An 18,103-nucleotide genomic window follows, 5' to 3' on the forward strand; every position below is an offset into this window, starting at 1 on the left:
TTTGTGAAAGGCGGCAGTCCAGGCGCCGTCATGGGGCGATTTCGCAAAACATGTTCGCGTTTAAATGGTTGACATCGACCCGTATCAATATGCAAAGCTTATCATAACGATTCAGCCGGCGCTCGCCCGCAATCGTCTCGTCCCTAGACTTTGATCCCACAAGCTTCGCGCTCGACCATGGCCGTTATGGCGGCATGTGCATGTTTCGATCCCGGGTGCAGCAGTCAGAAAGGAATGCCATGTCCAGCACGGTCGATCGTTCGAGACGCCCGTTGGTCATCGTCTCGATCATGCTTGCGACCTTCATGGTCGCCATCGAAGCGACCATCGTTGCGACCGCCATGCCGCGCATCGTTGGCCAGCTCGGCGGCTTCACCTATTACAGCTGGGTCTTTTCCGCCTTTCTGCTGGCGCAATCCACCACCACCGTCATCTATGGCAAGCTTTCCGATATTTTCGGCCGCAAGCCGATGCTGATCGGCGGCATCATCATCTTTCTCATAGGCTCAACGCTCGCCGGTTTCGCCTGGTCGATGGCGTCCCTTATCGTCTTCAGGCTGCTGCAGGGCCTCGGCGCGGGTGCCATTCAGCCTGTGACCATGACCGTCGTCGGCGATCTCTATAAGCTGGAGGAGCGCGCCAAGGTGCAGGGCGCGCTCGCCAGCGTCTGGGCCATCTCCGCCGTCATCGGCCCGCTTGCCGGCGGCATCATCGTCGACAATCTCTCCTGGGCCTGGATTTTCTGGATCAACCTGCCGCTTGGCCTGCTCGCCATCGTCGGGTTCATCCTCTTCCTGCACGAGTCGGTTACGCCGCGCGAGGCGAAGATCGATTATCTCGGCACGATCCTGTTTTCGATATCGATCGTGTCGCTTCTCGTCATCCTGACGGAAACCGATGCGGGCTTCGCCGTTCTCTGTCCCCTGGCGATCGTCTTTATCGTTACCGGCATCCTGTTCCTGTGGCAGGAGCGGCGAGCGCCGGAGCCGATCATTTCGATCGCTCTCTGGAGCCAGCGGCTGATTGCCACCAGCAATGCCGCAACGCTGCTTGCCGGCATGGCGCTGATCGGCCTGACGACCGTTCTGCCGATCTATGTTCAGGGTGTCCTTGGTCGTTCGCCGCTAGAGGCAGGCTTTACGCTGACGATGCTGATTGTCGGCTGGCCGCTGGCCGTGATGCTGGCGAGCCGGTTCTTCCGCACTTTCGGCATCCGCAACACCTTGCGCGCCGGCAGTCTCATGTTTCCCTTCGGCTCGCTTTTCCTGCTGTTCCTAACGCCGGAGAGCAGCCCGGTGATCGCCGGTATCGGCTCGTTCCTGATGGGCTTCGGCATGGGTCTCATCAGCCTGACGAGCGTCGTGCTGGTGCAGGAAAGCGTGGAGTGGTCGATGCGCGGCAGCGCCACCGCCTCGATCATCTTCTCGCGCAGCCTCGGCAACACGCTTGGCGCAACCGCGCTCGGCGCGATCATGAATGTCGGCATCGCCCATTATGGCAGCGGCGAGCTCGCAACCAGGCTGCACGATATCCTCAATCAGCCCAGCGGCCTTTCCGATCTTGTCACCGATCCCGCGATCAGAAGCGTCTTCGATGCGGCCCTGCACTGGAGCTTCTGGGGGGTCGTCATCGTCGCTCTGACGACCTGCGTGACCATCTGGCTGATCCCGGTCACCCGAGACGCCGGCCGTGGGTCGTCAGTACCCAAGGCGGATGCACAGGAAGCCATGACTCATTAGCGCGAGGTCCGGGCGGTCGGGCAGGGCTTGATCTGTCAGAAGCCGTAGTCGCGCGCGAGCCAGGCTTCCAGTAGGTTTCGCGATGCCTTGATTGCGGCGTCCGTATCCTGTGCGACGATGGCGTCGAGGATCGCCTTGTGGAGGGGCAGGGCGCGCTTTTGCCCTTCGGCGATGTCCTCATGGCCGGAAAGCGTGCGATTGGCGTAGATCCCGACGGCGATCAGATCGATCAGCTGCGAATAGATCATGTTGTGTGTGGCGGCGAAGATCGCCGTATGAAAGCGCAGATCGGCATCGGCATTGCTGTTGACGTCGCCAATGGTGGACGCCATCTCCTCGTAGGCGGAGCTGATCGCGGCAATATCGCTCTCGGTGCGGCGCAGTGCTGCGCGCGCCGTCGCCTCCGGCTCGAGTGCCAATCGCAGGTCCTTGATCGATCGCATGATTTCGACTGAGGGGCCGGTCTCATAGTACCAGACCATGACATCCGTATCGAGATGATGCCAGTTGGAGCGTTCCTTGACGCGCGTGCCGACGCGGGTCTTGATCTCGACCAGTCCCTTGCCGGCCAGGCACTTCATCGCTTCGCGGATGACCGTGCGGCTGATGCCGAATTGTTCGACCAAATCGGGCTCGTTTGGCAGTGTTGCGCCGACTGGATAGTCTCCGCCGACGATACGGCGGCCGAGCTCGTGGACGAAATAGCCGAAGACGCCACGCCGGGGGATCGTGCCGTATTTTCGCACAAAGGCATCGAAGGGCGACTGTGTTACGATCAGTTTCGACTCCGGGGTAGCCCTGGAGGTTATTGCGTCCTGGCCATGTTTCATTATGCGGGACTCTCGTTCCTTATTGATGCGCCGTTCGCGAGAACAATCATCAGCCTACGTCGATTTGCGAGGCTTCTTGCTGGTATCTCGGCCAGTTTGGGGCTGTTCCATGTTGATGTTGTATCGATCCCATTGTTCTTCCCGCGGCATTTTCCAGTGAAAACCCTAGCATGTCTTGCGTATGCATGCCTACTGGCACCGGGTTGATCGATCTGTTCACCAATTTGAACATGCTAATGCGTTTCGCCTTAAGGCCTCTATCGGGATCGGCAGCGGTGATCAAATTGCGCACCATCCGCTAAGCGAAACGTGATCGCTCAATCCATTGATGGGACGATTTCGACTATCGTAAACGTTACCGAACCGGTTAAATGCAGGCGGGATGCGAGGCGGATTCGGAGTTGCTGATCCATGAATGACATGTCCACGCCTGGGCAAAGGGAGGATGCGCAGGAAGCGGGCTCGCGCTCGCTGTTGATTGCATTGCTTGTAGCCGGTGCCTTCTTCATGGAAAATCTCGACGGTACGGTCATCGCGACCGCCTTGCCGCAGATGGCCGTTTCGTTCGGTGCTCGCCCGGTCGACCTCAATATAGGCATGAGTGCCTATCTTCTGACCCTAGGCGTCTTCATCCCCATCAGCGGCTGGATCAGCGATCGCTTCGGTGCGCGTCTGGTCTTCACAACTGCCGTCGTCATTTTCACGCTCGCCTCCGTTCTCTGCGGCTTTGCCAATGGGGTCGGCTCCTTCGTTGCCATGCGCATTCTGCAAGGCATCGGCGGGGCGATGATGGTGCCGGTGGGCCGGCTTGTCGTCTTGAACAATACGCCGAAGGACAAGCTGATCTCGGCCATTGCGACGATCACCTGGCCGGCGCTGGTGGCGCCGATCCTCGGGCCGCCGCTCGGCGGTTTCATCACCGACCATGCTAGCTGGCGCTGGATCTTCTTCCTCAACCTGCCGCTCGGCATTCTGGCCTTTATCTTCGCGCTCATGCTCATTCCGGAGACGAAAAGCATGGCGCGCCCGCCTTTCGACTGGATCGGCTTCGTCGTCAGCGGCATCGGACTTGCCGGCCTCATGTATGGGCTGGAATTGATCGGACGCCCCGATCCCGTCTGGCTGGAAGCCTGGACCTATGTGATCGTCGGCTTTGTCCTGCTGGCCATCGCCGTTTTTCATTTTCTCCGCACGGAGCATCCGCTCATCGATCTCTCGGGGCTGAAGCTGCCGACGTTCGCCATCACCATCTCAGGCGGATCGCTATTCCGCACCGCTATCGGCGCGGTGCCCTTCCTGCTGCCGCTGATGTTCCAGGTCGGCTTCGGGCTCAGCGCCTTTCACGCCGGCATGCTGACGCTCGCCGTCTTTGCCGGCAATCTGGCGATGAAACCGGCAACGACGCCCATTCTGCGCCGCTTCGGCTTCAAGCCGGTGCTGATCGTCAACGGCCTGTTGAATGCCGTCTTCATTGCCGCCTGTGCGCTGTTTTCGCCAGATACGCCGCTCTGGTTCATCGTGCCGGTACTGTTCATTGGCGGCATGTGCCGGTCGATGCATTTTACCGCACTCAACACGATCGCTTTTGCCGATATCCCACCGGGGCAGATGACGGGTGCCAACACGCTGTTCAGCACCGTCTTTCAGCTGACGATGGGCATGGGCATCGCCGTTGGCGCGATCGGCATTCGCATCGGTCAGGCGATCAGCGCACCGCTCGGAGTGGGGAGCATCGTCGCCATCGAGTTCCGCCTCGCCTTCGTGCTGCTCGGCATCATCGCGCTTCTGGCTGTGCTGGATTGTTTGCCGCTTGACCGCAAGGCAGGCGAAAACGTCTCGCGCAAGCCAAGGAAGGGTGTGTCGAAAGCGGCGTAGTGATGTCTTTTTCCGAAGCGGTTAGTATGAGAGTTGGATGAGATTATAATGCAGCAATATCGCTGGAATCGCCATCAGGATGATCAGAACTATTGCGACACTTGCCGCGCGCATCATCCGCCTCCGGCGGGCGCGCTGACCGGTCCAATCATATACTGTCATAATGAGCCCCTCCTTCTCATTAGTGATTAGAAAGACAAGAAATGGAACGCCAGTCAATATCGGCAATAGCGAGCTAAATAATAAGCCTTATCTAATATTTGGAGGGCGAAGCATACTTCGATGGCTGAAGAGAGCCGTCGAACTTCATCTGCAAGAGCCTAAAGATCGTTTTATGATGCCGGCTCACACGATATAACGGAAAAGGATTTCGTCCCTGTGTCAGCGGGACGCCGGCTGCTTTGGAAAAGAGGAAAAGGCAATGAGCAAGATGCGTGCCCTGGTTTTGGAACGTCAGCATGAACTGGCGATCCGCGATATCGATCTGCCGCAGGAGGTCGGGCCGGGCCAGGTGAAGATCAAGATCCATACGGTCGGTGTCTGCGGGTCGGATGTGCACTATTACACGCACGGAAAAATCGGCCCCTTTATCGTCAACGAACCAATGGTGCTCGGGCACGAAGCGGCGGGAACGGTAGTGGAAGTCGGCGCAGGTGTGACGCATCTGAAGGTCGGTGACCGGGTCTGCATGGAGCCCGGCATTCCCGATGCCAATTCCAAAGCGAGCCGTCTCGGCATGTACAATGTCGATCCTGCGGTCACCTTCTGGGCGACGCCACCGATTCATGGCGTGCTGACGCCATTCGTCGTGCATCCGGCCAACTACACCTTCAAGCTGCCTGATAATGTCAGCTTTGCGGAAGGGGCGATGGTCGAGCCTTTCGCCGTCGGTATGCAGGCGGCGACCAAGGCACGCATCACGCCCGGTGACACCGCTGTCGTGCTTGGTGCCGGCCCGATCGGCATCATGGTTGCGGTTGCAGCGCTTGCCGGTGGCTGCGCCCGGGCGATCGTTGCCGATCTCGCCCAGCCGAAACTCGATATCGCCGCGCAGTATCAAGGCGTCATTCCGGTCAATATTCGCGAGAAGAACCTCGTCGAGGAAGTCGATCGCCTGACCGATGGCTGGGGTGCGGATGTCGTCTTCGAATGCTCGGGCTCGCCGAAGGCCTGGGAGACGGTCATGGCGCTGCCGCGTCCCGGCGGCGTCATCGTGGCCGTCGGCTTGCCGGTCAATCCGGTCGGCTTCGATGTTTCCACGGCGTCGACCAAGGAGATCCGCATCGAAACGGTCTTCCGCTATGCGCATCAGTATGAGCGTTCGATCGCGCTGATCGCGTCCGGCCGCGTCGATCTCAAGCCCTTGATCTCTGAGACATTCGATTTCGAGGACTCGATCAAGGCTTTCGATCGCGCCGTCGAAGCCCGTCCGACCGACGTCAAATTGCAGATCGTCCTCGACCAATAGTCGCTCGCTGTCTCATCGCCTTGCCTCAAGTCTTCTTCTGGCTTCACGCACCGGCAAGGCGATGTTTTCCCTTAGGTTTCATATCTCCCGTAGACGGCCTGGCAAAAGCGATGCTAGGTAGCCTTTCACAGAGGGAAACAGGCTTTGACGCCGTGAAACGGGAAGGACCGCCGTGCCGCACGACGTTGCATTGATCGCATTGATTGCCGCCGGCTTCGTATTCGCGGCCATTTTCGGCTATCTGGCCGACAGGCTGCATTTGCCGCCGCTGGTCGGCTATCTGGTGGCCGGCGTCATCATAGGCTCGTCCACGCCGGGTTTTGTCGCCGATGTTTCGCTGGCATCGCAATTGGCCGAGATCGGCGTCATCCTGCTGATGTTCGGCGTCGGTCTGCATTTCTCGGCCGCCGACTTGTTGGCCGTGCGCGGCGTCGCCATTCCCGGCGCCATCGGTCAGATTGCAATCGCGACGTTGCTCGGGGTGGGGTTGACCTCACTATGGGGCTGGAGCGTCGGCGCCGGGGTTGTCTTCGGCCTTAGCCTTGCCGTTGCCAGTACGGTCGTGCTGTTGAAGGCGCTGGAAGAGCGCAATCTCGTGAGTTCGACGAATGGTCGTGTCGCCGTCGGCTGGCTGATTGTCGAAGATCTGGCCATGGTGCTTGCGCTCGTGCTCTTGCCGGCCTTTGCCGGTGTTTTGGGCGGTCACGCGGACGCCGGCGGCCATGCCGCTTCCGGTTCGATCTGGCTGACAATCGCCATGACGCTGCTCAAGGTCGCAGCCTTCGCGGCTGTCGCGATCTTCATTGGCCCGCGTGTGGTGCCATGGCTCCTGACTTCGGTTGCGCGCACGGGTTCACGTGAACTGTTCACGCTGTCGGTTCTGGCGATCGCGCTCGGTATCGCCTTCGGCGCGGCCGAAATCTTCGGTGTGTCCTTTGCGCTGGGCGCCTTCTTTGCCGGCCTCGTGATGAGTGAATCGCATCTCAGCCACAGGGCGGCGGCCGACTCCCTGCCGTTGCAGAATGCCTTTTCGGTTCTCTTCTTCGTGTCCGTCGGGATGCTTTTCGATCCGACCGTCCTGATCCGCGAACCGCTGATGATTATCGGCGTGCTTGCCCTGATCATGCTCGGCAAGGCATTGATCGCCTTCTGTGTCGTGCTACTGCTGCGCTATCCCGCCAGCATCGGCTTTGCGGTTGCAGCCGGCCTTGCGCAGATCGGTGAATTCTCCTTCATTCTCGCGGGGCTCGGCGTCTCGCTTGGATTGCTGACGCGGGAAGGGCAGGATCTCATTCTCGCCGGTGCGATCCTGTCGATCACCCTTAATCCACTGGCTTTCTACGCCACGGAAAAGCTGGAAAACTGGGCCTTTGCGCGCTGGCCGTTCCTGGCGAACAAATATGGCATGGCCAAGCAGGAGGCTCTTCGCCGCCAGCTGGCCGTCATCAACAAGCAGCGCGAGGAGCGGGATCGCCAGCATCATCTCGAGATCGAGCAGCTCATCGAAACCTTCCCGATGTTTGCCGAACTTGATGATAACGAGCATGAGGAACTTCTGCTGCTCTTCCGCCCGAGATCGGCGTCGCCCGGTGACCGGGTGATCAGAACCGGCGATCGCGGTGACAGCATGTTCTTCATCGCTTCCGGTGCTGTCGAAGTGCAGCTGGAGAATGACGAGATCCGGCTCGGCGCGGGCGCCTTCTTCGGTGAAATGGCACTGCTGACGGGGGCACGCCGCACGGCCGATGTCGTTGCCGTCGATTTCTGTCAGCTTTTCGTGCTGGACCGCCGAGACTTCAATCTGTTCATGTCGCGCCATCCGCAGCTGCGTGCCGCCGTCAGCCGCATGGCGCGGGAGCGGCAGGAGAGCAATGTGTCACGCCAGCGGCGCGATCTTTCCCAGGATGCCAGCTGATATCAGGCTGATATTTTATCGGCGTTTCAGCCAGCTTTTCGAAACGCGGCAGGCCATCGTGTAGGCAGGGTCGAAGACATTGCCGACATCATAGCGCACGACCTGACCGAGCAGGTGGCTGGCTGCGGTCTTGTCGAGACCGTAATCGGAGCCGAGCCAGCGCAGCATCTCGCTGGTGGCATGCTGCAGGGCTTGATCGAGCGGCCGGGCATTGCCGATGGTGAAAATATCCTCCGCCGTCTCGCCGCGCGGCCAGATGATCGTCTTTTTCTTTTCGACGCTGAGGCGCACCGTCACCTCGAAAGTGGTCTCGATCCCAGTGCCGACGATCTCGCCGTCTCCTTGCACTGCATGGCAATCGCCCAGGAAAAAGAGAGCGCCAGGCGCAGAGACCGGAAACCAGACGGTCGTGCCAGGCCCCAGCAGGCGATAATCCATGTTGCCGCCGAATTCGCCGCTGGTGGCGGTCGATATGGCCTGACCGAGAGACGGCGCAACTCCGAAGCAGCCGATCATCGGAGCCAGCGGCAGGGTAAGGGTTTCGAGACCCGTCACCGGTTCGGCCAATCGCGCCGTGAGATTCTGGCGGTCGATCTGCCAGATAACCCTCTCGCGTGCCGGTAGCGCCCGGACATCCTGCGGATCGACGACGTTGGCGGCGACCACGCTGCCGGTGAAACCCGTATCGCGCGTCGGCACCATTGCGACGATCTCAACCTTGAGAGAATCTCCCGGCTCAGCACCCTCGACGAAGATCGGCCCGTTCATCGGATTGGGGCCGGATATCTGGCGGACATCATGCTTGTCGTAGCCGGCGGCATCGAGCGTTTCGGTAACAACCGTATCGCCATCGGCAACATGCAAGGCCGGAGGCAGCGAGCCGATGACATTGTGATAATGGGTAGGAGCGAAACGGTGTATTGCCATTTTGCTTAAGCCTCACGTGGAATCCGGTCGCGTCAGCCTATGACGACTCCGAACGTCTGGGAAAGAGCGCAACGACCATATTTACGCATAAAGGCCACTTTGTTTGGTATGCGGTTAAATGCCTGCCACCGCAGACAGGCCTCAAGCAAAATGATCGCGAAATGCCTGCGGCGTCGTGCCGAACTTCCGCATGAAATTGCGTCGCATGGTTTCTTCCGAACTGAAGCCGCAGCGCATGCGTGCCTGATGCACGCTGAGGCCTTCCTCCAGAAGGCGGCGGGCTGCCTCGATGCGGATTTCCTCCACGGCGCGTGCAGGCGTCCGCCCGGTCGCCTTCAAATAATGGCGCGAGAAGCTGCGTGCGCTCATATTGGCCTGCTCGGCAAGCGTCGGCAGGGAAAGATCGGCGCGCAGATTGTCCATGATCCAGCCATGCAGACGGTCGAAGCGTTCGCCGCCCTCCTGAAGTTTCAGTGCCGCGCTGAACTGCGCCTGGCCGCCGGGACGCTTGAGGAAGACGACGAGTTCGCGAGCCACGGAAAGCGCCAGCGAGCGGCCGAGATCGGCTTCAACCAGCGCAAGCGAGAGATCGATACCGGCAGTCACGCCGGCGGAACTCCAGATCTGCCCGTCCTGAACGAAGATCGGATCGGGCTCAAGCTTCACTTGCGGAAAGCGCTTGGCGAATTCCTCGCAACGATTCCAATGGGTCGCTGCCCGCCGCCCGTTCAGAAGACCGGCTTCCGCAAGCAGAAAGGCGCCGCTGCAGACCGAGGCTATCCGTCGGGCATTCGCAGCTCGCCGGCGCACCCATTCGATCAGGTCGAGGTTCTCGCAGGCTTTATTGACGCCCCAGCCGCCGGCGATGATCAAGGTGTCGAGCGGTGTATCGATATTGCCGAGTGGGGCGGTCATGAGCACGAGACCCGAGCTCGTTTGCGTCTGCGGGTCTTCCGCGACCACGATGGCCTCGTATGGTTTCGGCCGATCGAGCTCATGCGCCGCCTCGTTGGCGCTGGTGAAAACCTGCAGCGGACCGGTAATGTCGAGCAGCTGGGCATTGTCGAACGCAAGAATTTCGATGCGGCGCATGATTGGCAAGAAATGACGGTGGTTTGGCAAATATGCCAGATCGTTGTCGCATAGGTTTGGAAAAGTCAATCCTTGGAGACATGTCATGACCATTCGCTTCGGCCTGCTTGCCTTTCCCGGCGTCCAGCAACTCGATCTGACCGCACCTTATGAGGTATTCGCCTCGATGGATGATGCGGAGGTGCATCTGGTGTGGAAGGACACGTCACCTATCGTGTCGGCAACGAAGCTGGTGTTGCAGCCGACGACAGCGTTTGCCGAATGCCCGCCGCTCGATGTGATCTGCGTGCCCGGCGGTGTCGGCGTCAATGCATTACTCGAGGATACGGCCGTCCTGAGCTTCGTCCGGGAACAGGCGACCCAAGCGCACTTCGTAACATCGGTGTGCACCGGTTCTCTCGTCCTTGGAGCGGCCGGCCTGCTCAAGGGCAAGAAGGCCACGACCCATTGGAATGCGTTTGATTTCCTCGAGAGTTTCGGAGCTGTTGTCACGCCGGGGCGCGTGGTGCGGGATGGCAATCTCTTCACCGCGGGCGGCGTGACTGCTGGCATCGATTTCGGATTGACGATTGCTGCCGCTTTGCGCGGTCGAGAGGAAGCCGAGGCGATCCAATTGTCGCTGGAATACGCGCCAGAGCCGCCATTTCATTCCGGATTGCCCGAGAAGGCCAGCGCTGGGGTGTTGGCGAGAACCAGGCAACGCCTTGCTGGCTCGAGAATGGCGCGGCGGGAGATCGTCGCTCGCCTCATGGCGGCCAGACATGAGCCTGAATGAACATCGGCTTGTCCACCGGTACTGTCACCTCAATGAAACGGAGCATCGATAGGGAAGCGATCAACGGTTGATCGTGTCGAGGCAATGATGGGCAGCGGATGACTGGAAATTCCAGTCTCACGTCGCCCATCATACTTGACACAAATAGCTTTTCTGCGACCGTGGCATCACAATAGCGTCCACGGCCTTACGGGGAAAAGGCTTATTTGATGAACGAGTTCCGATCGTTGCGCTGCATTTTCCGTTTCGTCATGGCAGTGACCGTTCTGATATGTGCAGGCCTGGGGTCGATATCGCACGCTGCAGCCGCCGAGACATCCGAGATCGCTCCGCAGACAAAGGCTTCGAGCGAGCAGATCGAGAAGCTGATCGGCACCTTGCGTGACAGCGGCGCGGTGGCCGGAGCCGACCTGTTGCAACGCCGCTCCGATTTCGAAAAGCTCATGGCATCGACGCCAGGCCCGGCGCGTGTCCAGATACGTCATGTCGACGCTAACGGGGTGGATGGCGATCTGATCTGGCCGGCACGATTGCATCATCCGATCGGGCGGCGTGCCATCCTTTATTTGCATGGCGGCGGCTTCTATAGCGGCTCCCTTCGGACGCACGCCAACATAGCGGGTTCGCTCGCCAAGGCCGCCTCGGCTGATGTGCTGTTGATCGATTATCGCCTCGCGCCCGAAAATCGCTTCCCCGCGCAAAGAGACGATGCCATTGCGGCCTATCGCTGGCTTCTGACATCTGGATACAAGGCCAGCAACGTTGTTATCGTAGGCGAGTCGGTTGGCGCGACTCTGGCCATCGAGGTCGTTTTGAACCAGCTTAGGCTGAGCGGTCCGCTTCCCGCTGCCGTGGTCGCAATGAGCCCGATTACCGATTTCGCTGCAACGGGCGCTTCCCTGGCCGCCAATGCCGTAAGCGATCCCTTGATGAACAAGGCCGAGTTGATCCTTATCCACGATGCGTTCGCGCGTGATCGCCCTCTCGCCGATCCCGATATATCGCCGCTCTATGGCAATGTCTCCGGGTTCCCTCCGCTGCTGATCCAGGTCGGCGCTCGCGAAGTGCTACTTGATGACGCCTCGCGGTTCGCAGACAAAGTGCGCCAGGCGGGTGGCAATGTGAGCCTGGAAGTCTGGCCGGGGATGATCCATCAATGGCAGATTTTCCCGTTCTGGCTCGATGATGCGAGGAAGTCGAACGAGCGCGTTGCGCAGTTCGCGATTGCGCATTTCGTCGATAAGCCAGTGCAATAGCTCGCACACCTGGTCGAGCTCAATCTGATTGCGAAAATGTCTGCTCTTCTGCGGTGCCTCATCAAGCGCGCTCGGTCGAACGGCTTATGGCGCCTAATTATTTATCGCAATAAATAATCGTGGATTAAATTTTTATATAGACAGGGCAGGCGAAAGCCATTATGCATGTCAATGTCGCGATAATAAATCGCACGATAAATTTAAGTGGAGATTGAAATGAGCCAGTCGATCCCTCAAGCTACTCGTCGGGGCGTTATGACAGCCGGGCTGGGCCTTGCCGCTGCTGCAGCTGCCAGCCCCTTCGCTCAACCTGCACAAGCCTCTACAAAGCAATCAACTTCGAAAGGTAAGGACACAATGAGCAGCAGCACGATCACCACCAAAGACGGCACCCAGATCTTCTACAAGGATTGGGGAACGGGCCAGCCGATTGTCTTCCATCACGGATGGCCTTTGAGCTCCGACGATTGGGACGCCCAGATGCTATTCTTCCTTCATCAGGGCTACCGCGTCATCGCCCACGACCGCCGCGGCCACGGCCGCTCCAGCCAGACGGCGACCGGAAATGAAATGGATACCTACGCCGCCGATGTGGCGGCTCTTGCCGAGCATCTCGATCTCAAGGGCGCCATCCATGTCGGCCATTCGACAGGCGGCGGCGAAGTTGCGCGCTATGTCGCCCAGTATGGCGGCCATGGCCGCGTCTCGAAGGCCGTGCTGATCGGCGCCGTACCGCCGATCATGGTCAAGTCCGACAAGAACCCCGGCGGCCTGCCGCTGGAAGTTTTTGATGGCTTCCGTGCAGCGCTTGCAGCCAACCGCGCTCAGTTCTTCCGCGATATTCCGGCAGGGCCGTTCTACGGTTTCAATCGTCCGGGCGCAGCTGTTTCGCAGGGTGTTATCGATAATTGGTGGCGCCAGGGCATGATGGGCGGCACCAAGGCCCATTACGATTGCATCAAGGCCTTTTCGGAAACAGACTTCACCGAAGACTTGAAGAAGATCGAAGTCCCGACCCTCGTCATGCATGGCGACGACGACCAGATTGTGCCGATCGCGGATTCGGCGCTTCTCTCCTCGAAGCTGCTAAAGAATGGCACGCTCAAGGTCTATAAGGGCTTCCCGCACGGTATGGCCACCACGCATGCGGACGTGATTAACGCCGACCTGCTCGCCTTCTTCAAGGCCTAAGCATTAAAATGGTCATGCGCCCGCCAAAAAGGCGGGCGCTTCACAGCCTGCCGGGTGCTGGTTACCACCCTCACCATTTCAGCTGTCGAGTTTCAACGAGAGCTGAACGGCGCGGGGCAAGGGCGGTAGCGGCCGGCTGATTTCAACGCGGCGCGTCCATGTGGCGCGCCGTTCCTGTTCGCGCTCCCGAAGGGCCTTCGAGACAGCGACAAAGGTCATTGCACGTTCGATGACTTGTTCTGCCTTGGTCATGGAAATCTCCATTTGTTCACTTTATGTTCTCATATGGAGTTCTGAAAGTCAAGCAAGACAGCGTTCGGGCCGCGGCCGCCGATAGGCGCAGCGGCTTCCCAATGAAAACGCCAACCAGCGACTCTAATTCCCTTGTAATTTATGGGTGATTTTCGGCCAAACTCGTCAATCAGAAAATGTGGTCTTGCCTTTGCCCTATCATTGACAAAGAAGCAGCGGGCTTTCGTTTTGAGCATCATTGACGGTGCAGATTGATCTCGCTGGTTACGACCGATTTGCCGGAGCTCAGATCCTTGTCGATGGTCCGGAGCGTCAGCTGGTCGTCGCCCTGCCTGCGAATGGTCATACTGGCATCGCGATCGCCGTTGACGAGACGTGCCCAGCGCACCGCCAGATTGATGACATCGCCCTGCCTGCTGCCCGACAGCTGCGATGTCGCACCGGAAGGACCGGTGTAGGTACCTGAGTATCTGTTTCCGCGCGCTGTGAGCTGGGCCGAGATCGCGCGACTGATGATGAGAAGGCCGCGGCAGTTTCCCCTCATCGAAATCGAGGAACCCGGTGCGCTGATGGTGAATCTGCAGGAGACATTGATCGGCGTGTCGCCGATCTTCCGAAGCACCTTGCCGGTTCCCGTCCAGCTGCCGTTCAGCGGCTTCAAAAATCCGATTTCATCGGCGGTGACAGGTGTCGCCAGGCAAACAGCGGCAAGGAGGGCAAGAAGGCACGCCTGATAACGCATGATATCAATCCCTTCGTCAGACTAACTAGGAACGTCGCAGGCTATGCTCAGTTCCCAGGCAGTCAGAGCCAGTTGATGCGCTTCAGAATATAGAGAGTGATGATGGAGGTGACGGCGACCAATACGACGATGATGATGAAGGCCCAGGTATCGTTGACGCCTGGAATACCGCCGACATTCATGCCGAACAGGCCGGCAACGACGCTCGGCGGCAGCAGCAACGCGGCAAGCGCTGCAAGCCTGTTGGAGTTGCGGGCGATGCGCTCGCTGATGACGGTCGAAAGGTCATCGTGCAGGATGCCTGTCCGGTCGCGGATTGCATCCAGATACTCGATGCAGCGCATCAGCTTGTCGATGACCTCACGCATGCGAAGCTTGTCGCGTTCGGCAAGCCAGGGAGCGTCGTCATGTTCGATGCGATTGAGGGCATCGCGTTGCGGCGAAAGATAGCGTCTTAGCTGCACGGCGCGTCTGCGAAGCAGCTTCAGGCGCTCGCGGACTTCGGCGGCCTCGCCATGGAAGATCAGCTCATCCAGCTCGTCAACTTCCTCATCCATTTGATCAAGAACGGGCTCCAGGTCCCTCACGAGCTTGTCGCTGACGAGGGCAAGCAGTTCGCCGGTACGCTTCGGTCCCTTGCCCTTTTCGAGCGCCTGGCGAATGTCCCGAAGAGCGGTGATGTAATGGCCGCTGTCGCGAAGCGTCACGACGCGGTTCTCGTCCACCCAGGCATGCAGGGGAACGAGATCCAGATCCTCGACCGTCACATCCGCTTCGTCGGGCGGTGCAGCGCAGACGCCGCGAAGAATGATCAGCAGGCCGTCGTCAACCGGCTCGACACGGGGACGTGATTCATCCTCGAGCAACGCGTCGGCGACGAGCGGATCGAAACCGCCATTTCGTGTTATCCAAGCGGCCGCCGCATCATGGTCACGCTCGAGATGAACCCAGAGAATTCCGTCTGTCGGCTTCCAACTCTGGAGGCCGGCGGCACCGATCTCGCGACAGCTGCCATTGCCGTCGAGAAGGACGGCGAAGCGTATGCCCGGCTCGGCGCCGTAGCTGAGTTGAACCTTCCGGCCCTCGATCTCCATCCGCTCCCATCCTCCCCCGAGTGTAAAAGGAAAGCGAAATCATGCAGCTATTTTCAATAGTTCTAGCACCGAGAACGTTAAGGTGAAACTGCAGTTTAACGCGAATGATCGGTTATGATGCCAGACCGTTCATTCTGCCGCCGCGGCAAGACAGCTATCGATGATCATACGGATCTCGGCACGGCAGGAGCCGCAATTGGTTCCAGCATTAAGCTTCTTGCCGACGGCTTCGACACTGTGACAGCCGCCGCGAATGGCCGCGACGATTTGATTGACGCCGACGCTGAAGCAGGAACAGACCGTCGCGCCGGCATCAATCGTATCGGCTCCCGGCCTGCCTGCGATCAGCGCAAACCGCTTGTTGAGATTGCCGTGCGATGCCGAAAGCTGGGCGATCGCCCAGTTTCGGGCGACCGCGACGGGCTGGCGGGCGACAAAGAGAGCCGCAAGCAGCCGTTCGCCATCGAAGAAGGCAAGGCGCAGGTCTCCGGAAGCCCGATCGGCATAGCCGAGCGGCTCGAGGTCAACTGGTATATCGAATGTCGCGCGGCACCAGCTGACCCAGTCGTCCGGTACCAGATCGAATGCAAGTTCTGTCCGCCATCCACCATCGGTCTTGGCAAGCGCCCAATAGGCACTCTCGAGGTCGCGCGGCTTTGCTGTGGAGACCGTGAAGCAATAATGCGAGGCTTGGAAGCGGCGTGCGCAGACTGCGACATTCTTCGACGCGGGCTGACCGGAAATCGGATCTGTAAGGGGAGCGACCACGGCGTCGATGCGGGCTTTGGCGGCGAAGCTATCGTTCCAGTGGATCGGTACGAAGAGGCTGCCGCGCGCCTGCCGCTCTGTCACCAAGGCGCGGACGATCACCTTGCCATGCGGGCTCTCGATCTCGACCAGGCCCGCTTCGGCGACACCGATCTCGATTGCATCACGCGGATGGATCTCGACGAAGGGCTCGGCGATGTGGCCCGATAGGCGGGCGCTTTTGCCGGTGCGCGTCATCGTATGCCAGTGATCGCGAACGCGTCCGGTATTGAGCGTCAGGGGGAAGCGACGGTCGGTTCGATCGGTAGCCGGCGGTTCTATGGCGACGAAGCGCGCCTTGCGATCGGAATGATAAAATCCGCCATCTGCGAAGAAGCGTGTGATCCGTGGTGCCGCCCCGGCTGGCTGTGGCCATTGGAACGGCGTGAGCGCGTCGTATTCTTCTGTGGCGATCGCTTGATAAGCGCCGATGTCGAAGTCCCGGCTGCCCTCGTTTTCGAAGCCGGAAAGGCCCGCGTGCTCGGCGAAGATCTCCGCATGTGTGCGAAACGAAAAGGCTTGCGAAAATCCCATGCGCCGGCCGACTTCGGCCATTTGCCACCAGTCGGGCCTGGCTTCGCCGGGGGCTGCGAGAAACTGGCGCTGCCTCGAAATCCGCCGTTCGGAATTGGTGACGGTGCCGTCCTTTTCCCCCCAACCCAGCGAGGGCAGCAGCACATGCGCGTGCCGCGTCGTATCCGTCTCGCGCAGGATGTCGGAGACAACGACGAAGGGACAGGCTCTGATGGCCGCCTCGACGGCATCGGCGTCCGGCATGGAGACGACGGGGTTGGTCGCCATGATCCACAATGCCTTGATGCGGCCGTCGGCGACGGCGCGAAACATGTCGACCGCCTTCAATCCCGGCTTTCCGGCAATCCGCGGTGACTGCCAGAAGCGCTGCACGCGGTCGCGATCCATAGCGCTCTCGATCGCCATGTGAGCGGCAAGCATGTTGGCGAGGCCGCCGACCTCGCGGCCGCCCATGGCATTCGGCTGGCCGGTCAGTGAGAAGGGTCCCATGCCGGGCCGGCCGATGCGGCCGGTCGCGAGATGGCAATTGATGATGGCGTTGACCTTATCGGTGCCGGATGAGGATTGGTTGACACCCTGGCTGTAGCAGGTAACGACCTTCTCGGTCTGCGCAAACAGTCGGTAGAATTCGCGAAGCTGCATGGCAGGCAGGCCGGTCAGCTCAAGCACGCGGTTGAACGACAGGGCGCCGGCGGCTGCGAAGGCTTCGGCAAAGCCGCCGGTATGCTCGGCAATATAATTCTGATCGATGGTGTTGCTTGTGATCAGATGCTCGAACAGACCCAGGAAAAGGGCAACGTCACCATCCGGCCGGATCGCCAGATGCAGATCGGCGATATCGCAGGTCATGGTCCGGCGCGGATCGATGACGACGATCTTCATCGTCGGCCGTGCCGCTTTTGCCGCCGCCAGCCGCTGGTAGATGACCGGATGGCACCAGGCGAGATTGGAGCCGGTGAGGATGACGAGGTCGGCAAGCTCGATATCCTCGTAGGTGCCAGGCACCGTATCCGAACCGAAGGCGCGGCGATGACCGGCGACCGAGGATGACATGCAGAGCCGCGAATTCGTGTCGATATTGCCCGAGCCGATGAAGCCTTTCATCAGCTTGTTGGCGACGTAATAATCCTCCGTCAGCAGCTGGCCGGAGACGTAGAAGGCAACGGAATCAGGGCCATGCTCGGCAATCGTCTCACTGAGGCGTCTCGCGACCAGATCAAGCGCATCGTCCCAGCTTGCCCTCTGGCCGGCAATTTCCGGATGGAGCAGACGGCCGTCGAGATCGATAGTTTCACCGAGCGCCGAGCCCTTCGAGCATAGCCGTCCGAAGTTGGAGGGGTGGTCGGGATCGCCTTTGACGGAGACCTTGCCGTCGTCATCGACCCTGGCGATGACGCCGCATCCGACGCCGCAATAGGGGCAGGTGGTTTTGGTTTCAATGGACATGGGTGGGGTCCATGAAACTCAAAGGACGTGGCGAAACACCCCCCTCTGTCAGCTTTGCTGACATCTCCCCCACAAGGGGGGAGATCAGTGGGAGCGTGAGATTGCCTCCGCGCTGCGAAAATGATGACTCCGCTTGCAGGAGCACCATATGATCTCCCCC

General features: G+C 59.9%; 14 protein-coding genes. 7 read left to right on the forward strand and 7 right to left on the reverse strand.

Features of this window, described 5'->3' with window-relative positions:
• Nucleotides 1-239: 239 nt before the first annotated feature.
• Entirely contained in the window at nucleotides 240-1,739 is a 1,500-nt protein-coding gene (locus tag AC13QY_RS03170; protein WP_269244721.1) for an MDR family MFS transporter, read from the forward strand.
• Nucleotides 1,740-1,774: 35 nt separating this feature from the next.
• Here the strand turns inward: AC13QY_RS03170 and AC13QY_RS03175 are convergent, their stop codons facing one another.
• Nucleotides 1,775-2,569, reverse strand: coding sequence for a FadR/GntR family transcriptional regulator (locus tag AC13QY_RS03175; RefSeq protein ID WP_113333149.1), 795 nt, complete (start codon nucleotides 2,567-2,569; stop codon nucleotides 1,775-1,777).
• Nucleotides 2,570-2,980: 411 nt separating this feature from the next.
• On the opposite strand from AC13QY_RS03175, the gene AC13QY_RS03180 reads away from it, so the two are divergent.
• The 3 genes from AC13QY_RS03180 (at nucleotide 2,981) to AC13QY_RS03190 (ending at nucleotide 7,827) form a co-directional block, all read left to right on the forward strand.
• Nucleotides 2,981-4,444: a DHA2 family efflux MFS transporter permease subunit gene (locus tag AC13QY_RS03180; RefSeq protein WP_269244720.1), complete on the forward strand. Its 1,464-nt coding sequence runs from the start codon at nucleotides 2,981-2,983 to the stop codon at nucleotides 4,442-4,444.
• A 421-nt stretch (nucleotides 4,445-4,865) separates the two neighbouring features.
• Nucleotides 4,866-5,912: an NAD(P)-dependent alcohol dehydrogenase gene (locus AC13QY_RS03185; RefSeq protein WP_113389403.1), complete on the forward strand. Its 1,047-nt coding sequence runs from the start codon at nucleotides 4,866-4,868 to the stop codon at nucleotides 5,910-5,912.
• Between the two features lie 172 nt (nucleotides 5,913-6,084).
• Nucleotides 6,085-7,827 (forward strand): cation:proton antiporter domain-containing protein, encoded by a 1,743-nt coding sequence (locus tag AC13QY_RS03190; protein WP_113389404.1) that lies wholly within the window; start codon nucleotides 6,085-6,087, stop codon nucleotides 7,825-7,827.
• A gap of 15 nt (nucleotides 7,828-7,842) precedes the next feature.
• On the opposite strand, the gene AC13QY_RS03195 is transcribed toward AC13QY_RS03190, so the two are convergent.
• Together AC13QY_RS03195 and AC13QY_RS03200 are read right to left on the reverse strand one after the other, a co-directional pair.
• A complete protein-coding gene (locus AC13QY_RS03195; RefSeq protein WP_113333153.1) occupies nucleotides 7,843-8,754 on the reverse strand; it encodes an acetamidase/formamidase family protein in 912 nt (303 codons plus the stop codon).
• 141 nt (nucleotides 8,755-8,895) lie between these two features.
• On the reverse strand, nucleotides 8,896-9,846 hold the full coding sequence (locus AC13QY_RS03200) for a GlxA family transcriptional regulator (protein ID WP_113333154.1): 951 nt from the start codon (nucleotides 9,844-9,846) through the stop codon (nucleotides 8,896-8,898).
• Nucleotides 9,847-9,931: 85 nt separating this feature from the next.
• Between AC13QY_RS03200 and AC13QY_RS03205 the strand changes: the two genes are divergently transcribed.
• The 3 genes from AC13QY_RS03205 to AC13QY_RS03215 all read left to right on the forward strand — a co-directional run bounded on the left by AC13QY_RS03205 (nucleotide 9,932) and on the right by AC13QY_RS03215 (nucleotide 13,068).
• On the forward strand, nucleotides 9,932-10,621 hold the full coding sequence (locus AC13QY_RS03205) for a DJ-1/PfpI family protein (RefSeq protein ID WP_269244719.1): 690 nt from the start codon (nucleotides 9,932-9,934) through the stop codon (nucleotides 10,619-10,621).
• 251 nt (nucleotides 10,622-10,872) lie between these two features.
• The gene (locus AC13QY_RS03210) at nucleotides 10,873-11,877 is read left to right on the forward strand and encodes an alpha/beta hydrolase (protein ID WP_269244777.1); all 1,005 of its coding nucleotides are present in this window, start codon (nucleotides 10,873-10,875) and stop codon (nucleotides 11,875-11,877) included.
• Nucleotides 11,878-12,234: 357 nt separating this feature from the next.
• Nucleotides 12,235-13,068, forward strand: a complete 834-nt coding sequence (locus AC13QY_RS03215) for an alpha/beta fold hydrolase (RefSeq protein WP_113333156.1) — start codon at nucleotides 12,235-12,237, stop codon at nucleotides 13,066-13,068.
• 78 nt (nucleotides 13,069-13,146) lie between these two features.
• On the opposite strand, the gene AC13QY_RS03220 is transcribed toward AC13QY_RS03215, so the two are convergent.
• From AC13QY_RS03220 to AC13QY_RS03235, 4 genes are all read right to left on the reverse strand, one after another.
• On the reverse strand, nucleotides 13,147-13,320 hold the full coding sequence (locus tag AC13QY_RS03220) for a hypothetical protein (RefSeq protein WP_015342656.1): 174 nt from the start codon (nucleotides 13,318-13,320) through the stop codon (nucleotides 13,147-13,149).
• 235 nt (nucleotides 13,321-13,555) lie between these two features.
• Nucleotides 13,556-14,062, reverse strand: coding sequence for a hypothetical protein (locus tag AC13QY_RS03225; RefSeq protein WP_145634037.1), 507 nt, complete (start codon nucleotides 14,060-14,062; stop codon nucleotides 13,556-13,558).
• A 62-nt stretch (nucleotides 14,063-14,124) separates the two neighbouring features.
• On the reverse strand, nucleotides 14,125-15,156 hold the full coding sequence (locus tag AC13QY_RS03230; RefSeq protein ID WP_113389406.1) for a CorA family divalent cation transporter: 1,032 nt from the start codon (nucleotides 15,154-15,156) through the stop codon (nucleotides 14,125-14,127).
• 129 nt (nucleotides 15,157-15,285) lie between these two features.
• Complete coding sequence (locus AC13QY_RS03235) at nucleotides 15,286-17,943, reverse strand: nitrate reductase (RefSeq protein ID WP_113391719.1); 2,658 nt, start codon at nucleotides 17,941-17,943, stop codon at nucleotides 15,286-15,288.
• Nucleotides 17,944-18,103: the final 160 nt, after the last annotated feature.

Source organism: Martinezella sp. CNPSo 3795 (genome assembly GCF_057784475.1).

Coding starts and splice junctions, on each gene's coding strand:
- AC13QY_RS03225 (WP_145634037.1), bottom strand. CDS start 14,062: ATGCGTTATCAGGCGTGCCTTCTTGCCCTCCTTGCCGCTGTTTGCCTG.
- AC13QY_RS03210 (WP_269244777.1), top strand. CDS start 10,873: ATGGCAGTGACCGTTCTGATATGTGCAGGCCTGGGGTCGATATCGCAC.
- AC13QY_RS03195 (WP_113333153.1), bottom strand. CDS start 8,754: ATGGCAATACACCGTTTCGCTCCTACCCATTATCACAATGTCATCGGC.
- AC13QY_RS03180 (WP_269244720.1), top strand. CDS start 2,981: ATGAATGACATGTCCACGCCTGGGCAAAGGGAGGATGCGCAGGAAGCG.
- AC13QY_RS03220 (WP_015342656.1), bottom strand. CDS start 13,320: ATGACCAAGGCAGAACAAGTCATCGAACGTGCAATGACCTTTGTCGCT.
- AC13QY_RS03175 (WP_113333149.1), bottom strand. CDS start 2,569: ATGAAACATGGCCAGGACGCAATAACCTCCAGGGCTACCCCGGAGTCG.
- AC13QY_RS03205 (WP_269244719.1), top strand. CDS start 9,932: ATGACCATTCGCTTCGGCCTGCTTGCCTTTCCCGGCGTCCAGCAACTC.
- AC13QY_RS03200 (WP_113333154.1), bottom strand. CDS start 9,846: ATGCGCCGCATCGAAATTCTTGCGTTCGACAATGCCCAGCTGCTCGAC.
- AC13QY_RS03230 (WP_113389406.1), bottom strand. CDS start 15,156: ATGGAGATCGAGGGCCGGAAGGTTCAACTCAGCTACGGCGCCGAGCCG.
- AC13QY_RS03185 (WP_113389403.1), top strand. CDS start 4,866: ATGAGCAAGATGCGTGCCCTGGTTTTGGAACGTCAGCATGAACTGGCG.
- AC13QY_RS03235 (WP_113391719.1), bottom strand. CDS start 17,943: ATGTCCATTGAAACCAAAACCACCTGCCCCTATTGCGGCGTCGGATGC.
- AC13QY_RS03215 (WP_113333156.1), top strand. CDS start 12,235: ATGAGCAGCAGCACGATCACCACCAAAGACGGCACCCAGATCTTCTAC.
- AC13QY_RS03170 (WP_269244721.1), top strand. CDS start 240: ATGTCCAGCACGGTCGATCGTTCGAGACGCCCGTTGGTCATCGTCTCG.